Origin of the sequence: Pandoraea norimbergensis (genome assembly GCF_001465545.3) — a bacterium.
GTDB classification, from domain to species: Bacteria; Pseudomonadota; Gammaproteobacteria; order Burkholderiales; family Burkholderiaceae; genus Pandoraea; species Pandoraea norimbergensis.
Window position 1 is genome coordinate 1,367,014 of record NZ_CP013480.3, and the last position, 17,715, is coordinate 1,384,728.

Here is a 17,715-nt window from a genome sequence, read left to right on the forward strand (position 1 = left end):
ACCCCGGCGAATCGCTTGAATTCGCTGGCGTCAGGCCCTCGGCGTTTCTACGTCCGCGGACTCGGTGTGTGGGATGGTGGCATCCGCCGTCGACAGTTCGGCAATTCGCTCCGCCAACGCCTGACACGATAGCGGCGACGAGCCCTCGGCCTTGTTGTTGACGATCACGTAGACGGGGTGACCGGCGAGCGCATAGTGCGTGGCCAGCGCGGCGAGCACGTCGCGCGTCGTCGGATCGGGATCGACGATCTTGTCGAACGGCGCGTACTTCGCCTTGGCTTGCTCGTAGCGATGCCCGCTATTCAGATTCCAGCGGACTACCAACGGTCCGGCGCCGGCTTCATCGAGCATCGCCAATGCGGCCGCCTGCCGTTCGACATGTGGCATACGGGCATGCAGGCCGATGCAGTAACGCACGCCCAGTTGCCCGAGCGCGCGCATCAATCGAGGCGTCAACAACGCGCCGTCGCGAATCTCCAAGGCGTAGCAGGGGCCCGGGGTCGGCGCATCTGAATTCGGATCGCCCGGCAGCGCCGGAAGTGGTGGCAGCGCCGCGAAAAATGCTTCAATACGCTGCACCAATGCGGGAATATCACGCAGCAGTTCCGAGGGCAGCGGCGACATCTGGAAAACCAGCACGCCCGCCTTGGCGCCGAGCCCGGTCAGACAGGGCGTGACAAACTGCTCAGTCGCAATTCGCGCATCGAGAAAGCAGGGGTTCGACGACAGACCTTCGCCTTTCTCGCCGCGCACGACGGCGTCTGTCACCACGCTCGGCGCCTTGACCAGAAATCGGAAGCTGTCGGGCACTTGCTCGGCGTACTTCTGATATTCGACGATCGTCATCGGCTTGTAGAACGACCGGTCGATGCCGACGCAGCGCAGGACCGGATGACTCGCGTACGCGGTGAGCCCCTGACGGGAGAGCTTGGTGTCGCTGTAGTCGTCATCCCAGACAATCCCCTTCCAGCCCGGAAACGACCACGACGACGTCCCCAGCCGGATGTTGCCGGGGAGGGTGTTACCCGTGGATTGCAAGGCGGGGGAGACAGCTGCCGCACCGACACCGCCGCGACGGGGCGTGCCCGCGCGGCGGTCGGTAGATTCGGGGGGGGGTGGGGCAGGGCCTGCCTGCCTGGCGCGCCCGCCCGGCGCAGGATCGTCAGGCGGTGCCCCAAACAGATCGAACTGACTCATGAATACCTACAGATGACGCGATGGATGACGGTATGGACGACGACGGACAACGCGATTAAACCACGTCCGGCGCGTTGGCCGTCGTCCCGCAAATCTCGTCAGCCACTTAGCCGCCGATCGGGTTCGCGTACATGTAGCGGCGCGACCACGGCAGGCCCTTCGCTGGCTGCCCCGCCTTGCGGCACACGATCTGATAAATCGACACATGATCGTGTTCGAACGCATACGCGCAACCGGCCAGATACACGCGCCACACGCGGAAGCGTTCCTCGCCCGCCAACTCGCGCAGGCGCGGCGCCTGCGCTTCGAAGCGTTCCGACCAGAGCGTGAGCGTACGCGCGTAGTGACGACGCAGACTCTCGACGTCGCTCGCTTCGAGCCCCCCACGCTGCATCGACTCCAGCGCAAGGCTGATGTGCGGCAGTTCACCGTTGGGGAATACGTACTTGTCGATGAATTCGCCGCCGCCCATGGCGGTTTCGCCACTGTCCGGGTCGGTCGAGGTGATGCCGTGATTCATCGCGACGCCGTCGTCCTTGAGCAGCGATGCCATCTTGGCGAAGTAGTCCGTGAGGTTCTTGCGGCCCACGTGCTCGAACATGCCTACGCTGGTGATGCGATCGAACTGGCCTTCGACGTCGCGATAATCCTGAATGCGGATCTCGATCTGATCTTGAAGACCCGCTTTCCTGACTCGCTCGGTCGCCAGATCGTACTGGTTCTGCGAGAGCGTAACGCCCACACATTTCGCGCCGAACTTCTTGGCCGCGCGAATCACCAGCGCTCCCCACCCGCAGCCGATATCGAGCAAGGTCTGCCCGGGCTGCACCTGAATCTTCGTGAGGATGTGATCGATCTTCTTTTCCTGCGCCGTATCCAGGTCTTCGTCGCCCTGCTCGAAGTAGGCACACGAATAGACCATGTTCTTGTCCAGCCAGAGCTGGTAGAAGTCGTTCGATACGTCGTAATGAAACTCGATCGAGCGCTTGTCGGACTGTTTCGTGTGATTGAAGTGGCGTGTGATGCGTCCGAGCGGACCGATCGCCGAGAGACTGCTGCCGGCGAGCGCGTAGCTCATGTCGATAACGTCGGAGAGCTTGCCTTCGACGTCGATCTCGCCCTTCACATACGCCTCGCCTAGATTGTCGAGGCTAGGGGTCAGCAAGCGCGTCATGGCCGCAGGGCCATTGACGCGCAACGTCACGCTGGGGTTGTCGAACGCACCAAAATCATAGTGCTGCCCGTTCCAGAGCGCGAGGCGGATCGGCAGGTTGGAGGAAGTCTTGACGCCGCTGACCCAGCTTTCGAGTTTTTTCTCCCACAACATGGATGTGCTCCAAGTGTCACCAAAAAAACTTTAAGTCCGTACCGCACGGCGCGGCGACGTCTCCTCGTCAAACGGGCGGGCAGGCGTACCGCGTCGGCCAAGCCGATGCGTGGGTCAGGGTGAAAGGCGCGCTACGCGCCACGACCCATCGGCAAGCCGGAAATACTTGATGCGATCATGCAGGCGCGACACGCGGCCCTGCCAGAATTCGATGCTCTCGGGGTTGAGGCGATAGCCGCCCCAGTGCGGCGGGCGCGGCGGGGCGTCGCCAAACTGGCGCCGGAAATCCGCTTCACGCTCCTCGATGATGCTGCGATCGGCCACTTCGGCGCTCTGCACCGAGGCCCATGCGCCCAGCCGTGAGCCGACCGGACGCGAGTGATAGTAGGCGTCGCTTTCTGCTTCGGTCACCTTCTCGACGCGTCCCTCGATGCGCACCTGACGCTCGAGTTCGACCCAGTGGAACAGCAGACAGCCGTAAGGCGTCGCGGCCAGTTCCTGCCCCTTGCGCGATTCGTAATTCGTGAAAAACGTGAAGCCGCGTTCGTCGACGCCTTTGATGAGCACGATGCGGGCGTCGGGGCGGCCGTCGGGCGTGACCGTGGCGAGCGTCATGGCATTAGGCTCGGACAGTTGAGCCTTGAGCGCTTGCTCAAACCAGTGCTGGAATTGTTCGATCGGACTGGGCGCTACGTCGCGCTCGGAAAGTGAGCCGAGGGCGTAGTTTTTGCGCAGGTCCGCGAGTGATGGCGTCTGGGTCACGACGATCGTTGTCGGTCAGTTGCGGTTGGGGGTTGCGACACAGTATAGCGAAGAGTCGGCGAATTTGCGCACGTGGTGATTTGTCGCATCGCCGACACGCCATCGCGCCGAATGCCGCGTAGTACGGGCATCCAGCGCCATGTGCTTGATATTTAAGGAGTGAACTATTTTGCGGGCTCGCCGGGACCGGCGGCCGGCGATGATCCCGGCGGGGTGCCGCAAATCCCTGTGGCTGGCATGGGATTTGCGCGTGATTTGCGACCTCAACCGGGCTCAGGGCGCTTCGCGGTCTGCCCCGAAAGTGGGCGCCGTACCGGGGCGCTGCGCGCCGCGTGGGGGCGTGGCCGATTTCCCGCTGGCGCCGGGCACCGGCTTGACGGCTCCCGGGTTGCGGCTCGCCGGGCGTTGCAGGTTGGCGAGCAGCTCACCGCACGGGCTGTCCTTGCCCGGACCGAGTTCGAGCAGTGGCACGAGGGCGGTGTACGGGGCGAGCACCCCGAGCGCGATGGCGCCGCCCGCCCGGGCAACCAGCGTCGGCACGTTCACGCCCACGTCCGGATGCTTGAACGTGCCGTGAACGTACAGGGGTGAGCGCAACGACAGGAGACCGAAGTGTTTCGGCTCGGGGCGGATCGTCAGGTTGAAGCGCTCGCGCTTGAGATCGACCTGCCCGGTCACACCGATGCTCGTGTCGTCGGTATCGATCACGAAGGTGCGGGCGTCCATGATGCCGTCGCGTACGGCAAAATCGGCCGCGGCGCAGCGCATCTCGATCTGCTTGTCGCCAAAGAGCTTGGTGAGCACGATATTGCCCACATTCATGCCGAGGTATTGCAACAGCAGCTTGCTGACCGAGCCGCGATCGATCAGCGTCTTGATCTCGCCGTTCGACGAACCGGCCAGCGCAGCCACCGAGTTTCCGGTGGCGGTGAGTGCGGCGTCGCCGTTGACTTCACCGACGCTGGTCTTCATCAGGTCCACCTCGGGCAGCAATTCCTTCATCTTCAGATGTCGCAACGAGATCTGCGAATCGACCTTCATCGGCTCGGCCTGACCGTTGAGTACCAGATTCGACGTGATGCGCCCGCCCGCCACCCCGAACTCCAGCGGCTTGAGGGAGAGCACGCCGTCGTCGAGCACCACATGCGTGACGAGATTGTCGATCGGCAGGCTCTTGTCTTTGATGATCTTGCGGCCGGTGAACTGCACATCGGCGTCGATGGCGCGCCAGCGGTCTGTCTTGAACGGATCGACGGGCAGTACCTTGTCCGACGGCGGCGCTTTCGGCTTGCCGGAAAGGTCGCTGCCGCCCGATGGGTTCTGGCCGCCCACGACCGGGCCCAGATCGACCAGTCGCAACTGATTCGAGACCACGGCGCCTTGCAGAATATTGCGCGGCTGGCGCTGACGGAACACCAGCGTGCCCGACAGATCGCTCTGGCCGACCTTGCCCTGAAAGCGTTCATAACGCCACACGCCGGCCGTATGCAGCAGGTGGCCGTTGGTTTCGTAAGCGGGGGTTTCCGGCAGCAGCACGCCGGTAATCGGGTAGAGGTCGGCCATCGTCGGGCCGGCCAGACGCAGGTGCATGTCGAGCGCGGAGAGCGTGGCCGGGTTGGTGAACGTGCCGCGCGCCGCAATCTGTGTGCGCCCGATACGCACGGTGGCGTCGAGCGGGTAGGGGTCGCCCGAGTCCTCCAGCGAGAGCACGTCGCCGCCACGCGCCTTACCGGTCACCGCGGCCTTGCGGAAGGTGCCCTTGAGCGTTACGCCGATGCCGTACGGGGCTTGCCCGTCGATGGTGGCGACGTTGGCGGTCAGGTCGAGTTGCTGCGGCACGATATTGGCGCGAATCACGCCGTCTTCGAGAATCAGACGGCCGATGCGAAACTTCCACGGCGAGGGCTCGCCGTTGCTCTTGGTGAAGGTCCAGTTGTTCTGGCCGTCGGCCCGCTCTTCGACAAGAATCTTGGGCGCTGAGAGTGTGACTTCGGGCAGGACGATGTGCTTGTCGAGCAGCGGCAGCCATTCGAGCGAGAACGTGAGGCGGCCGAGCGAGATCATATTCGGCGTCTCGCTCCACGCAACATTGCCTAACACGATATCATTCGCGATCAGGCGAGGCCTCGGCAGCCAGCGCCCCAGTCCCGGGGTCTGGGCGTTCGGGGCGAGCCAGTGCAGTGACAGGTCGCCGCGAATCTCGAACGGACGGCCGGTCGCGGTGCTCACTTCCCGGTTGATCCAGGGCCGGGCGTAGTTCCAGTCAAACCACGTGATGAACGCCGCGAATGCCAGCACGATGGCGACCAGAGTGATCGCCAGCCATTTCAAGGACGTTATCCATCGCATCATGAACAGTACCCCGTCGATTATTGTTGCTCCGGTGCCTGCCACGCCATCGGAGGAGGATTTTGACGCGAACCGCCGTTTTGGCGGTATCGCGCGTTTATACGGTGACGACGGCCTCGCGCGCCTGCGTGAGGCGCACGTTGCGGTCATCGGCATCGGCGGCGTTGGTTCGTGGGTGGCCGAGGCCCTGGCGCGCAGCGCCGTAGGCAGGCTCACCCTCATCGATCTCGATAACGTCGCCGAAAGCAATACCAATCGTCAGGTGCATGCGCTTGACGGCAATTACGGCAAGCCGAAAGTTGCCGCGATGGCCGAACGTATTCTGGCCATCAATCCTGCCTGTCAAGTTACGCTTATCGAGGACTTCGTGGAACTGGAGAACCTCGACACGATGCTTGGCGGTGGCTTCGATTGGGTGATCGACGCCATCGACAGCGTGCGGGTAAAGACGGCGCTTATCGCGTGGTGCGTGGCGCACAAGCAGCGTCTCGTCACCGTCGGCGGGGCCGGCGGTCAGATCGATCCGACACGCATTCGTATCGACGATCTCGCTCGCACGATTCAAGATCCGCTGCTTGCAAAAGTGCGTGCGCAATTACGCAAGCAACATGGTTTTGTCCGTGGTCCCAAAGCCAAGTTCAACGTGCCGGCCGTGTACTCCGATGAGCCGTTGCAGTACCCCGAAGCGGTATGTGCGCCGGGCGAAGCTCCCGATGCCGCTAACGGCCCTCAGGGGCTCAATTGCGCGGGTTTCGGCTCAAGCATGTGTGTCACAGCGACATTCGGCATGGCGGCTGCCGCGCACGTTCTGAAGCAAATGACGATGCGTGCCCCGAAAGCACGCACCTGACGTGTCTTTGTTTTACCAAGTCACGCGCGCCACGTCTGTAACCAAAAGTTACTAATGGGCGCCGTGTCGACGTGACGGCGCGACTGAGCGTGAAATAAAAAACGGCCGGGGGACTGAACAGACCCCGGCCGTTTTTCATTGAGATACCGATCAGCGAAGTTCGCGGCGCAGTACCTTGCCCACGGGCGTTTTCGGCAGTTCCTTGCGGAACTCGATCACATGCGGCACCTTGTAGTTCGTGAGGTGCTGGCGGCAGAAGTCGATCACGATCTGCTCGGTCAGGTCAGACGACTTCTTGACGATGACCGCCTTGACCGCTTCGCCCGTCCGCTCGCTGGGCACGCCAACGACGGCCGATTCGAGCACGCCCGGGCACATCGCGAGCACGCCTTCCACTTCGTTCGGATAGACGTTGAAGCCCGACACGATAATCATGTCCTTCTTGCGATCGGTGATACGAACGTAGCCTTGCTCGTCCATCGTGCCGATGTCGCCAGTGCGCAGCCAGCCATCGGGCGTGACGGTCTTCGCCGTTTCGTCTTCCCGGTGCCAGTAGCCCTTCATGACTTGCGGACCACGCACGCAGATCTCGCCTTCCTGACCGAAGCCGAGGGCTTCGTTGGCGTCGTTGCGAATGCTGACCTCGGTGGACGAAATCGGCAGCCCGATCGAGCCGTTGAACTCGCTGCCGAGCGGGTTGATGCACACGGCCGGCGAGGTTTCGGTGAGGCCGTACGCTTCGATGAGCGGATGCCCGGTCACTTGCCGCCAGCGCTCGGCCACGGCGCGTTGCACAGCGGCGCCGCCACCGAGCGCGCACTTGAGTGCGCTGAAGTCGAGCTTGTCGAACCCCGGGGTGTTGAGCAGGCCGTTGAAGAGCGTGTTCACGCCGGTCATGAACGTGAACTTCCACTTGCTCAATTCCTTCACGAAGCCCGGCATGTCACGCGGGTTGGTGATGAGCAGATTGAGCGCGCCCAGTTGCAGGAACACGAGGCAGTTCGCGGTCAGGCAGAAGATGTGATACAGCGGCAGGGCAGTGACGATGATCTCCTTGCCCTCTTCGAGACCGGAGCCGATCCAGGCGCGCGCCTGCAACATGTTGGCGATCATGTTGCGGTGCGTGAGCATCGCGCCCTTGGCCACGCCGGTGGTGCCACCCGTGTATTGCAGGAAGGCGATGTCGTCGTGACCGAGCTGCACGTCGTTCAGCTTGGCACGCGCGCCTTGCGAGAGTGCATCGCGAAACGACACGGCGTGCGGAATATTCCAGTCGGGCACCATCTTCTTCACATGACGCACCACGTAGTTCACGATCCAGCGCTTCGGGGCGGGCACGAGGTCGCCGATGGCCGTCGTGATGACGTGTTTGACGGGCGTGTCGGGCAGGGCCTTTTGCAGCGTAGCGGCGAAGTTCTCGATGACGACGATGGCGGCGCAGCCGGCGTCCTTGAGTTGGTGTTCGAGCTCACCGGCGGTGTAGAGCGGGTTGACGTTCACGACGACCATGCCGGCGCGCAGGATGCCGAAGACGGCGACCGGGTATTGCAGCAGGTTGGGCGACATGATCGCGACACGCGAACCGCGCTCGAGACCGGGCAGACTTTGCAGATAGGCGGCGAAGTCGCGCGATTTTTTCTCGAGGTCGGCGAACGTCATCGTCACGCCGAGGTTCGAGAAGGACGGGCGATTTGCGAATTTCTGGCAGCTTTGAAGAAACAGGTCGTTCAGCGAACGATACGCGTTGACGTCGATCTCGGCCGGCACGCCGGGCGGATAGCTCTTGAGCCAGACTTTTTCCATGAGCGCCTCCTTGAATATGGTTTTTATCGCATCGTCGCTTCCGGGGGAAGGGGGTTCCCCGTGGCGCCGTGCCTGTTTTGAATGTCGACGCGCGAAATGGTGCGCTGCCCGATGTTCCCTTGGGGAACTGTGCTCGGAGCAAACGGCGCCGTGAGCGCAGAAATCATGCGTCGCAAAAAGCCGTAGGATACCGTGTCGTTTGCGCGCGTAGCAGAGGGAATCCCATGATTTGGCGCGGGTTTGCGTGGAGTAATTGTTCTAGCGGCAAACACTTGCCACGGTGGGCGATTCCGCGCTAATCCCGCATGGAATGCGCGGTGAGGCGGGGAAATCAGGGATATGACAAAAGAATTGCAAAAAACACTTGCGCGGTGAGTTGGTTTCTTACATAATTCTGTTCTCACAGCGCGGCTGTAGCTCAGTTGGATAGAGTACTTGGCTACGAACCAAGGGGTCGTGGGTTCGAATCCTGCCAGCCGCGCCATCTGATTCGAGGGTCTCCTCACGGAGACCCTTAGTTTTTCGGGAGAGTCTTTCCCGTTGGCGCACCTAGTATTAGGCATGCGTTGATGAGAAAGCGTATCGACGGCGTCAAATCGTCTGGTCGGTGTCTCGCGTGCAGTTTGTGCGGCTGTAGCTCAGTTGGATAGAGTACTTGGCTACGAACCAAGGGGTCGTGGGTTCGAATCCTGCCAGCCGCACCACGTAGTAGAAAAAACGCTCCAGAGGCGAAAGCTTCTGGAGCGTTTTTCATTGGTGCGCCGCAAATGACGAAGGAACGTTGCTAAGCTGCGAAAGTGTCCTTGCCCTCCGATAATGCGTTTGCGCATGTTCAATTTTTCGGGATGTTCAAATTTCTTGAACAAGAAAATTGAACATTCCCTACGGCTCGATGCGTGCGCCGATTTGCTTTGTTTTACCCCACCTGCCACCCCAACCCCAGCGCCTTTTGCAGCGTAACGAACGACTTGAGCAGTTGCGCGTCGCCAGCGATGCGGTCTTGTTCTGCGGAGAATCGTGTGCGTTCGGCGTCGAGCCAGTCGAGCGTGCTTGCGGTGCCGGCGCGATAACGTTGACGTGTGAGCGTGGCGGCGCGTGTGGCCGAAGCCTCCACACTGCGCAGCCGGTAGACGTTCTCGCGCTGGTGTCCGTAACGCGTGAGCGCAACGTCGGCGTCGCGTAGCGCCGTCAACACGGCACTCTCGTACTTCGCCTGCGCCTGATCGCGTCCGGCCTTCGCGCCGTCGACACCGGCCTGCACCCGGCCGAAGTCGAGCACATTCCATTGCAGGCGCGGCAGCGCCATCCAACTGAAGTTCTCCTTGCGAACAAGATGACCGGGGTCGAGTGCCGAATAACCGAGCTCACCCATGATCGAGAGCTTCGGGAACCAGTTGGCCGTCTGCACGCCGATCTGCGCGTTCTGCGATGCGAGGCGTCGCTCTGCTGCACGAATATCCGGACGCGCCTGCAACAATGCCGTCGGGTCCCCGATCGCCACTTTCGCAGGCACTGTCGGCAACGCCTTGGGTGTCTTGAACTCCGCGTCGAGCGCGCCCGGTGCACGGCCCGTCAGCAGCGCCAGCTGATCGAGCGATTCGATGACGTCCGCCTCCAGCGGCAACACACGCGATTGCGTCTGCTCCACCTGCGTCACCAGACGTTCCACATCAAGCTCAGATGCCACACCACCGGCACGCCGCTGGCGCGTGAGGTCCAGCATCTCGCCCTCAAGCTGTGCGGAGTCGCGCACCAGTGCCAGACGCGCCTGCTGATCGCGCAACGCGACATACGTCTGCGCAACCTCAGCCGCCAACTGCACATGCGCGTCTGCGAGATCTTCCGACGCCGCATCGGCATCGGCGCTCGCCGCTTCCACGGCCCGGCGCGTGCCGCCAAACAGATCGACTTCCCAACTGGCATCGAAACCCGCGATATACAGATCGAGCGGACCACGCCCGCTGCCGCCATTTCCACCATTCCCGCCGAGCAAGCTCAAATCAGGGGAACGCGTGCGCAGCATGGTCACATCCACCGTGCCCTTCGGCAGCAGATCGGCCTCGTGACTGCGCAGGCTGGCGCGCGACTGACGCACTTTGGCCTGTGCTGCGCGAATGTCCGGACTGTGCGCGATGGCGTCGTCGATGAGGGCGGTGAGTTGCGCATCGTCGAGCGCCGTCCACCAGCGTGCCACGCCGGGCGTATGCGCTTCGACGCCACTACCCGCATGCGGATAAGTACCTGTGCGCATGGCATCACCGGCCACGTCGGGCGCGCCATGGTAATCGGGGCCGACGGTGCAGCCCGCAACGAGAAGCGCCGAAGCAACGGCCAGGGTTCGCAAATAAAGAGTCATGATCAGTGCCCGCCGGAGCTGAAACCCGCGGGTTGCTTGAGCAGCAGGGCAAGCGGCACGCATAACAGCAGCGCAATGCCCAGCGCATAGAAGGTCTCGGAAAACGTAATCACACTGGCTTGCTGCGCAATCTGGGCGGCGAGTTGCGCCGTGGCCTGTAGCTGCGCGTGGGCCATATCGCCCGTCTGCGCAAAGAAGCCGGCCGCGTTCGCCGCCAGATGCTCCTGTCCGAGCGAGCTGTTGGCAGTGATCGTCTCGCGCAGCATGGCGTCGTGATAATCGGTGCGACGGTCGATCAGGGTGCCGAGCAGGGCCAGGCCCACCGAGCCGCCAAGATTGCGCGCCATGTTGTAGAGCCCGGCCGCATCGCCCGCGTCCTGCGCCTCCACGGCCGCCATCGAAGCCTGATTGAGCGGCATCATCGCGAGCATCTGCCCCACACCGCGCAGCAACTGCGACACCGTGAAGTCATGCCCGACGCTCTGCGCCGTCAGGTCGATGTCGAGCATGCAACTGGCGAAGAAACACAGCAGCCCGACAATCACGAGGAACCGGATATCCACGCGGCTGATGAGCCGTGGCAGGAACGGCATCATCAGAAACGCGGGCAGCCCCGAGAGCAGCATGATGTTGCCCGACTGCTGCGCGTTGTAGCCCGCAATCGTCGCGAGAAACTGCGGCAGCAGATATGACACCCCGTAAAGCCCCGCGCCCACCGTGAACACGATGTAGATCACGCTCGCGTAGTTCTTGTTACGCAGCAGCGAGAGCTTGACGATGGGTTTCTCCGCAGTGAACTGCGCCACGAGCATCATGCCGATACCCACGGCCGACAGAATCGACAGCCAGATGATCATGTGCGAGTCGAACCACCGCTCGCGCTGACCTTCTTCGAGTACCACCGTGAGCGAACTCAGGCCGATGGTCAGGCCGACAATGCCGAGCCAGTCGGCTTTGACGAACGCATGCAGATTGGTCGGCTCGCGCTTCAGGCCGAGCATGAGCAGCGAGACGATGGCCACCGAGATCGGCAGATTCAGGAAGAAGCACCAGCGCCAGTTCGCGTTTTCGGTGAGCCAGCCGCCGACCACTGGGCCGAGCAACGGCCCGAGCAGCACGATCAGCCCGAACATCGCCATGCCGACCGCCATCTGATGACGTGGCAAGCGAGTGCGAATGATCATCTGCGCGGTCGGAATCATCGCGCCACCGGCGAAGCCCTGACCGATGCGCCCGATCACCATCTCCGGAAGACTGCTGGAGATGCCGCACATCATCGAGAAGATGGTGAAGAACACCGCGTTGAGCGTCAGAAAGCGGCGCAGACCCAGCACGCGCGTGAGCCACGCCGCGAGCGGAATCATGACGATTTCCGACATCAGGTAGCCGGTCGAGATCCAAGTGCCTTCGGTGCCCGAGGCGCCGATCTGGCCTTGAATCTGCGGCAATGCCGAGTTGGTAATCGAGATGTCGAGCGTGGCGAGCAGGGCGCCCATCGCCCCGGCCGCGACGGCGATCCAGTCAGACGCCGAGGCGTTGCGAGGTGTGGCGGTGGCCGCACTTGCGCTGCTACCGCCGCCGCTGCCGCCACCCGCGCCGGTGCCCGCAGCGACGACGCTGCGCGCTTCATCACGCGAAAGCGTGCCCGACTCGCCCGGCGAGCCTGCCGGGGCGGGGAGCGTGTGTGCTTCAGCCACGTTGCACCCCGGTGCTGTTGCTCCCCGGCGTAGCGTGCGCGTTGGTGTTGGTCGCCGGTCCGACGATGCTGTTCAGCGGCGCACTCAGCGCCAGCGGTGCGATCGCCTGCGCCGACGGGTTTGGCAATGCCGCCTGCGCGGGCTTCGCCGGTGCCGGTGTCGTTTCCTTGCGCCCATGCGTGTCCACGTCCGCGGTGACCGACAAGCCGGGCAGCAGGACTGTGCGCAGCGATTCGGGCACGTCCAGTCGAATGCGGACCGGCACACGCTGCACGATCTTCGTGAAGTTGCCGGTGGCGTTCTGCGCCGGCAGCAGCGCGAACTGCGCGCCCGTGCCCGGCGAGAGCGAATCGACCACACCGTGAATTGGTTCACCGGGCAGTGCGTCGACGTGCACCGTTACCGGCTGGCCTGGGCGCATATGGCCGACCTGCGTTTCCTTGAAGTTCGCCGTCAGATAGACGTTTTGCACCGGCACCACGGTAAGCAGGCGAGTCCCCGGCTGGGCAAACTGCCCGACGCGCACCGCGCGATCCCCCACACGACCGGCCAGCGTGCTCTTGACCACCGTATCGGCGAGATCGAGTTCGGCCTTGCGTGCACTGGCCTGCGCCACCGACAACTGCGCTTTGGCCTGCGCGAGCGCGGCGTTGAGCGTATCGGTCTGGCGCACGCTCGCATCTACGCTGGCTTCGTTGCTCTTGAGCGTGGCGTCGGCGCGTGTGCTGGCGTTGCGCAACTCGGCGAGCCGTTCATCCGTTTCGGCACCCGTGGCGACGAGCGGTGCGTAGCGCTTGACCTGTCCGGCCGAGTACGCGGCATTGGCCCGGGCGCTGTCCAGCTCAGCACGCGTCTGCGCAATGTTGGCGGCATGCTGACCCAATTCGGCTTGGGCGCGAGCGACATCCGCTTCGCGGGCCGCGACCGTCGCCTGCGCTTCGTCGTAAGCGGCCTGATACTGACGGCCGTCGAGCTTGACGAGCGGCTGGCCGAGCGTGACGGTCTCGTTGTCGCGCACCAACACCTCGGTCACGTAGCCGCCGACCTTCGGGGCGACGGTCATGCTGTCGGCTTGCAGATAGGCGTCGTCGGTCGATTCGATAAAGCGTCCGACAAACCACCACTGCGTGCCCCAGCCAACGGCGGCGATCAACGCCAGCACGCCCGCACCGATGGCGAGCCTTTTGCGACGGGGGTTGCCGGGGGCTTTCTGGGCGGGGCGATTCGCGCCGTCCGGCGCGGCGGACGGGGCTGCGGTGCCGGGCGCTGTCTTGGCCTCTTCGGGCTGACGCGTGGCCGTATCGATCGACTGTGCCGACGTTTCGAGTCGGGCCTGCGCTGCGGTAGACATCGGAAAACTCCTAAATTATTCCAATTGGCAGAATTATTCCAGTTGATCGATTTATGTCAAGTGTTATATTTTTGACGAAAGTTTTGGGAAGCAAGGAGATTCATGGCACGGACACCACCGCAGACACAACGCGCGCCACGCGCGGCAGCCCGCCCGCGACACGCGGTCGACACGGGATACCAGCGTGGCGAGGAAACGCGCGCGCGCATCATCCTGGCGGCGATCAAATGTTTCGGCGAGCACGGTTTTGCGGGCGCTTCGACGCGCGACATTGCCAACGAGGCGGGGGTGAACGCCCCGGCGTTGCAGTACTACTTCGATAACAAGGAAGGGGTGTACACGGCGTGTGTCGAGTACATCGTCGACGTGGTGTGGACGCAGTTAGGCGAGGCCGTGATGGCGGCCGAGGCGGTGATTGCCGATCCGGCGGCGGGCGATGCGCGCCTGATCGACGCATTCTGCGCGTTGCAGGACCGCAAGGCAGGCTTTCTCGAAGACGTGCCGCAAATCGACGGCTGGCACATGTTCATGGCGCGCGAGCAGGCAGGGCTTGGCCCGGACGCCGGCTTCAAGGTGTTTCACGAGCGCTTGTCGCGACGGATTGCGGCGGTGACCGGCGGGATCGTGGCGCGCCTTTGCGGCACCTCGACGGACGACGAACTCACGCTGATGCGCGCCGTGTGTATCAGCACCACGGGGATGGCGTTCCGGGTGATGGGCCGCTCGGTCAATTGCTCGATGGGCTGGACCGGCGACGACCCCGAGCGCAATCGCCGGATTCGCGAGGTGATTGTGGGGCAGACGCGCGACATGCTGGAACTGCTGGTGAAGCGCCGCGATAAAAAAACGGATGCGTAACCTCTCGCAACCCAGTGCAACTGTCACACGCTGAAACATCGCGGGGGCGCCAAGTGGCGCCCCCGCTGCATTTCAGTCGAGCCTTTTGCCGACCTTCCCGCTGGACTTCGTGCCGATTTTTCCGGCGATCACGGCTGCGTGGCCGCTTGGGTTTGCGCCTCACCATCGCGCTTGCGATACCAGAGGAAATACACCAGCAGCACCACGGCGACGAACGGCACGCCGAAGAGCAGCGTCATGCGGAACACGCCGGTAAAGAGTGTGGTGACCATGACGGCAGCCATCAGCGCTGCGCCCAGCAGTGTGAGCCACGGAAACCCCCACATGCGAAACGCGAGACGCGGATGATCGCCGCGCTGCCACGCCCGGCGGAAGAAGAAATGCGTGACGAAGATCATCATCCACGTGAGCATGGCGCCGAACATCGAGATCGCCATCATGAACGTGAACGAAGACTCCGGATAAAGGAAGTTCACCAGCGTGGCCAGCGCAATGCCCACCGTCGAGAGCATCAGGGCGGCGAGCGGCACACCGCGCTTGTTCACCTCGCCGAAGCGTGCGGGCGCGTAGCCGGCGCGCGAGAGCGAGAACATCATGCGCGTGGTGATGTAGAGCTGGCTGTTCATCGACGAGAGCGCGGCAATCAGCACCACGAAGTTGATGACCCCCGCCGCGCCCGGAATGTTGATGGCCTGCATCACTTTCACGAACGGGCTTTCGTCGTGACCGGCGGCCGTCCACGGCACGATGGCGAGCATGAGCGCCAGCGTGAGCAGATAAAACAGCACGAGGCGCACGACCGTCGAGCGGAATGCGCGCGTGACGGCACGCTCCGGGTTTTCGGCTTCACCGGCAGCGACCGCAATCATCTCGATGGACAGATAGCTGAAGATCGAGATGATCACCGCGACCCACATGCCCCACAGCCCTTTCGGAAAGAAGCCGCCGTGCGCCGTGTAGTTCGCGAAGCCAGCGGGCGAGTGATCGGCGTTCACCACTGAGCCCGGCGCGATAAACACCACGTAGGCACCGATCATGATGAACGCGACGATGGCCGCAATCTTGATGAGCGAGAAACCGTACTCGATCGCGCCGAACAGGTTCACCGACATGGCGTTCACGAGTACCAGCGCGGCAGAAAATCCGGCCACCCAGTACCAGCCGGGCACCTGCGGGAACCAGTACTTCATGTAGACGGCGATGGCGCTCACTTCCGTGCCAACAGCGAGCACGATGCACGACCAGTAGGCGTAGCGCACGAGAAAGCCGGCCCACGGCCCGATGTAGTGCTCGGCATACGCGCCGAACGAGCCGGACGTCGGATGCGCGACGGTCATCTCGGCGAGGCATCCCATGAGCATCAGCGCGATGAGCGCGCCTATGCCGTAGGAGAGCAGTACGCTTGGGCCCGCAAAGCCGATCGCGAAGCCACTGCCGAGGAATAGCCCGGTGCCGATGGCACCACCGATGGCGATCATGGCCATCTGACTGGCGGTGAGCGAGCGTCGCAGACCTTGCTCGCGGCGTGTGATGTGAGAAAAGCTACGGGGAGACGGGGGCAGGGGAGAACGCGACATGGCACACCTCTTGGGGCGCCGTCGACATCAGGGCGGCACCCGCATGAAAACCGCATTGCTTGTTATTGCCCGTTCGCGCCCGACTGACGAACGCAACTAAAACACGGCGCGACCGGACCCCACCGCCCCGGCCGAAGCCGGGGCGGGTGAAACCACTGCAAAAGTTGGGACTAAGACCAGCGCGGCAGGCGCGGCTGGTGCGGGTGATGCGACATCAGAAGATGTGGCGGATACCCGTGCCCACGCCCACTTGCGTCGAGTTACCCGGCAGTTCGACGCGTGCGGCGCCGCTGACCTTGTTGTAATCGACCGTGCCGTAGACCTGCGTGCGCTTGGACAGCGCGTACTCGGCGAGCAGCACATAGGTGTAACGACGGCCCGAACCGGCATCGCCCGCTTGGGCGTTGATGTTCTTGATGTCGTCGAAGTAGGCGGCACCCGTGATCGCGAGGTTCGGCATGGCCTGAATGGTCGTGCCGAGATAGAACGTCATGTCCTTGCGCGGGTTGTCGTTCAGGTTGCCCGTGGCGACAGTTTGCGACGGATCGTTGAGCGTGCCGTCGAGCCAGCCGCTGCGGTCGCGACCGCCCATGTAGCCGACGAACACCTTGGCGATCGAGACGCTGTAGATACCGCCCAGGCCCCACATCTGCTGCACGCGCTTGCTTGCATCGCGGGCTTGCTGATACACGCCGGCAAGCTGGAACGGGCCCATCGCATAGGCGGCACGCGCACCCCAGTAATTGCTGGCAGCCATCGTGCCGGCCGTGTTGCCGAAGCCGTAGGTCGCACCGACCGACAGGCCGCCAAACGTCCCGGCGTAGCTGACCGCATTATCGACGCGGCCGCGCGTGATGTTGTACATCCACGAGTTGTTTGCGTAGTTGCCGATCGTGAGCGGGTCGAAGTCGCCGTAGACGTTGAACGCCTCGGTGGCCTGACGGCCGATCTTGATGGTGCCGTACTGGTTTTGCAGGCCGACGAAGGCATAACGATCGAACAGGCGCGGGCCGTTGGCCAGCGTTCCGTTCTGCGGGTTGATACCCGATTCCAACTGGAAGATCGCCTTGAGGCCGCCACCGAGGTCTTCTGTGCCCTTGAAGCCGAAACGGCTGTTGGTCACGGCGCCGTTGGTCACTTGCCACAAGGCATCGTTATTGGCATTGGCGTTGGTCTGGTAGCGAACGCTCTGGTCGACGATCCCGTAGAGGGTGACCGAGCTTTGGGCGGCGGCGGTAGTGCTGAAAGCCAGGCCGCAAGCGGCCGTCACAATGGCCAGGCTGGCCGGAATTGCAGACTTCATGGGTCTCCTTTTTAGTCTTGTAGACATCAGCTAATTGTCGAAACTGGCCCGCTTCTCCTTCCGATATAGGAGACGGCGGACTCTTTTTTGCACGACAACGGCGACAACCGGAACTGCACTTTTGGTGCCTTGGGTGGTTGCGCAACGCGAGCAATCCCCCGATGTCCGGCGCAAACAATGCAGCCTCCCGGCTGTAAGCCGAGCGCTATCATATCAATGCAAAATTTGAATTTGCTTGCTATTTATGCCGAGCAACTGGCGGGGAGTCGAAGGATCTGCCAAAAT

12 protein-coding genes and 2 tRNA genes are annotated in these 17,715 nt (G+C 63.0%); 4 read left to right on the forward strand and 10 right to left on the reverse strand.

Annotated features, from left to right (window positions below; genetic code table 11):
* Window positions 1–30 precede the first annotated feature (30 nt).
* The 4 genes from AT302_RS06215 to AT302_RS06230 all read right to left on the reverse strand — a co-directional run bounded on the left by AT302_RS06215 (window position 31) and on the right by AT302_RS06230 (window position 5,617).
* Window positions 31–1,197, reverse strand: a complete 1,167-nt coding sequence (locus AT302_RS06215) for a DUF72 domain-containing protein (protein WP_058377688.1) — start codon at window positions 1,195–1,197, stop codon at window positions 31–33.
* A 106-nt stretch (window positions 1,198–1,303) separates the two neighbouring features.
* On the reverse strand, window positions 1,304–2,524 hold the full coding sequence (locus AT302_RS06220) for an SAM-dependent methyltransferase (protein WP_058377689.1): 1,221 nt from the start codon (window positions 2,522–2,524) through the stop codon (window positions 1,304–1,306).
* 114 nt (window positions 2,525–2,638) lie between these two features.
* A complete protein-coding gene (gene pdxH / locus AT302_RS06225) occupies window positions 2,639–3,286 on the reverse strand; it encodes a pyridoxamine 5'-phosphate oxidase (protein ID WP_058377690.1) in 648 nt (215 codons plus the stop codon).
* A gap of 273 nt (window positions 3,287–3,559) precedes the next feature.
* Window positions 3,560–5,617: an AsmA family protein gene (locus AT302_RS06230; RefSeq protein ID WP_237172084.1), complete on the reverse strand. Its 2,058-nt coding sequence runs from the start codon at window positions 5,615–5,617 to the stop codon at window positions 3,560–3,562.
* A gap of 19 nt (window positions 5,618–5,636) precedes the next feature.
* Here AT302_RS06230 and tcdA point away from each other — a divergent pair, with 19 nt between their 5' ends.
* A complete protein-coding gene (gene tcdA, locus AT302_RS06235; RefSeq protein WP_058380136.1) occupies window positions 5,637–6,485 on the forward strand; it encodes a tRNA cyclic N6-threonylcarbamoyladenosine(37) synthase TcdA in 849 nt (282 codons plus the stop codon).
* Between the two features lie 150 nt (window positions 6,486–6,635).
* Here tcdA and AT302_RS06240 read toward each other — a convergent pair whose 3' ends face one another.
* Window positions 6,636–8,288, reverse strand: a complete 1,653-nt coding sequence (locus AT302_RS06240) for an AMP-binding protein (protein WP_058377691.1) — start codon at window positions 8,286–8,288, stop codon at window positions 6,636–6,638.
* A 407-nt stretch (window positions 8,289–8,695) separates the two neighbouring features.
* Between AT302_RS06240 and AT302_RS06245 the strand changes: the two genes are divergently transcribed.
* Both AT302_RS06245 and AT302_RS06250 read left to right on the forward strand, forming a co-directional pair.
* Window positions 8,696–8,772 (forward strand) — tRNA-Arg (locus AT302_RS06245).
* Window positions 8,773–8,915: 143 nt separating this feature from the next.
* Window positions 8,916–8,992 (forward strand) — tRNA-Arg (locus AT302_RS06250).
* A gap of 212 nt (window positions 8,993–9,204) precedes the next feature.
* On the opposite strand, the gene AT302_RS06255 is transcribed toward AT302_RS06250, so the two are convergent.
* The 3 genes from AT302_RS06255 to AT302_RS06265 all read right to left on the reverse strand — a co-directional run bounded on the left by AT302_RS06255 (window position 9,205) and on the right by AT302_RS06265 (window position 13,692).
* Window positions 9,205–10,644: an efflux transporter outer membrane subunit gene (locus tag AT302_RS06255; RefSeq protein ID WP_058377692.1), complete on the reverse strand. Its 1,440-nt coding sequence runs from the start codon at window positions 10,642–10,644 to the stop codon at window positions 9,205–9,207.
* Between the two features lie 2 nt (window positions 10,645–10,646).
* Entirely contained in the window at window positions 10,647–12,140 is a 1,494-nt protein-coding gene (locus tag AT302_RS06260) for an MDR family MFS transporter (RefSeq protein ID WP_084656539.1), read from the reverse strand.
* Between the two features lie 193 nt (window positions 12,141–12,333).
* On the reverse strand, window positions 12,334–13,692 hold the full coding sequence (locus tag AT302_RS06265) for an HlyD family secretion protein (RefSeq protein WP_064675046.1): 1,359 nt from the start codon (window positions 13,690–13,692) through the stop codon (window positions 12,334–12,336).
* 102 nt (window positions 13,693–13,794) lie between these two features.
* On the opposite strand from AT302_RS06265, the gene AT302_RS06270 reads away from it, so the two are divergent.
* Window positions 13,795–14,550: a CerR family C-terminal domain-containing protein gene (locus AT302_RS06270; protein WP_058377693.1), complete on the forward strand. Its 756-nt coding sequence runs from the start codon at window positions 13,795–13,797 to the stop codon at window positions 14,548–14,550.
* 128 nt (window positions 14,551–14,678) lie between these two features.
* On the opposite strand, the gene AT302_RS06275 is transcribed toward AT302_RS06270, so the two are convergent.
* Window positions 14,679–16,127, reverse strand: a complete 1,449-nt coding sequence (locus AT302_RS06275; RefSeq protein WP_084656044.1) for an amino acid permease — start codon at window positions 16,125–16,127, stop codon at window positions 14,679–14,681.
* Between the two features lie 214 nt (window positions 16,128–16,341).
* Window positions 16,342–17,430, reverse strand: coding sequence for a porin (locus AT302_RS06280; RefSeq protein WP_084656045.1), 1,089 nt, complete (start codon window positions 17,428–17,430; stop codon window positions 16,342–16,344).
* Between the last annotated feature and the right edge of the window lie 285 nt (window positions 17,431–17,715).

Bases quoted from the DNA above. Each gene is read 5' to 3' on its own strand.
- AT302_RS06215 (WP_058377688.1), bottom strand. From the start codon at position 1,197: ATGAGTCAGTTCGATCTGTTTGGGGCACCGCCTGACGATCCTGCGCCG.
- AT302_RS06220 (WP_058377689.1), bottom strand. From the start codon at position 2,524: ATGTTGTGGGAGAAAAAACTCGAAAGCTGGGTCAGCGGCGTCAAGACT.
- tcdA (WP_058380136.1), top strand. From the start codon at position 5,637: ATGAACAGTACCCCGTCGATTATTGTTGCTCCGGTGCCTGCCACGCCA.
- AT302_RS06240 (WP_058377691.1), bottom strand. From the start codon at position 8,288: ATGGAAAAAGTCTGGCTCAAGAGCTATCCGCCCGGCGTGCCGGCCGAG.
- AT302_RS06255 (WP_058377692.1), bottom strand. From the start codon at position 10,644: ATGACTCTTTATTTGCGAACCCTGGCCGTTGCTTCGGCGCTTCTCGTT.
- AT302_RS06260 (WP_084656539.1), bottom strand. From the start codon at position 12,140: ATGGGCGCCCTGCTCGCCACGCTCGACATCTCGATTACCAACTCGGCA.
- AT302_RS06265 (WP_064675046.1), bottom strand. From the start codon at position 13,692: ATGTCTACCGCAGCGCAGGCCCGACTCGAAACGTCGGCACAGTCGATC.
- AT302_RS06270 (WP_058377693.1), top strand. From the start codon at position 13,795: ATGGCACGGACACCACCGCAGACACAACGCGCGCCACGCGCGGCAGCC.
- AT302_RS06275 (WP_084656044.1), bottom strand. From the start codon at position 16,127: ATGTCGCGTTCTCCCCTGCCCCCGTCTCCCCGTAGCTTTTCTCACATC.
- AT302_RS06280 (WP_084656045.1), bottom strand. From the start codon at position 17,430: ATGAAGTCTGCAATTCCGGCCAGCCTGGCCATTGTGACGGCCGCTTGC.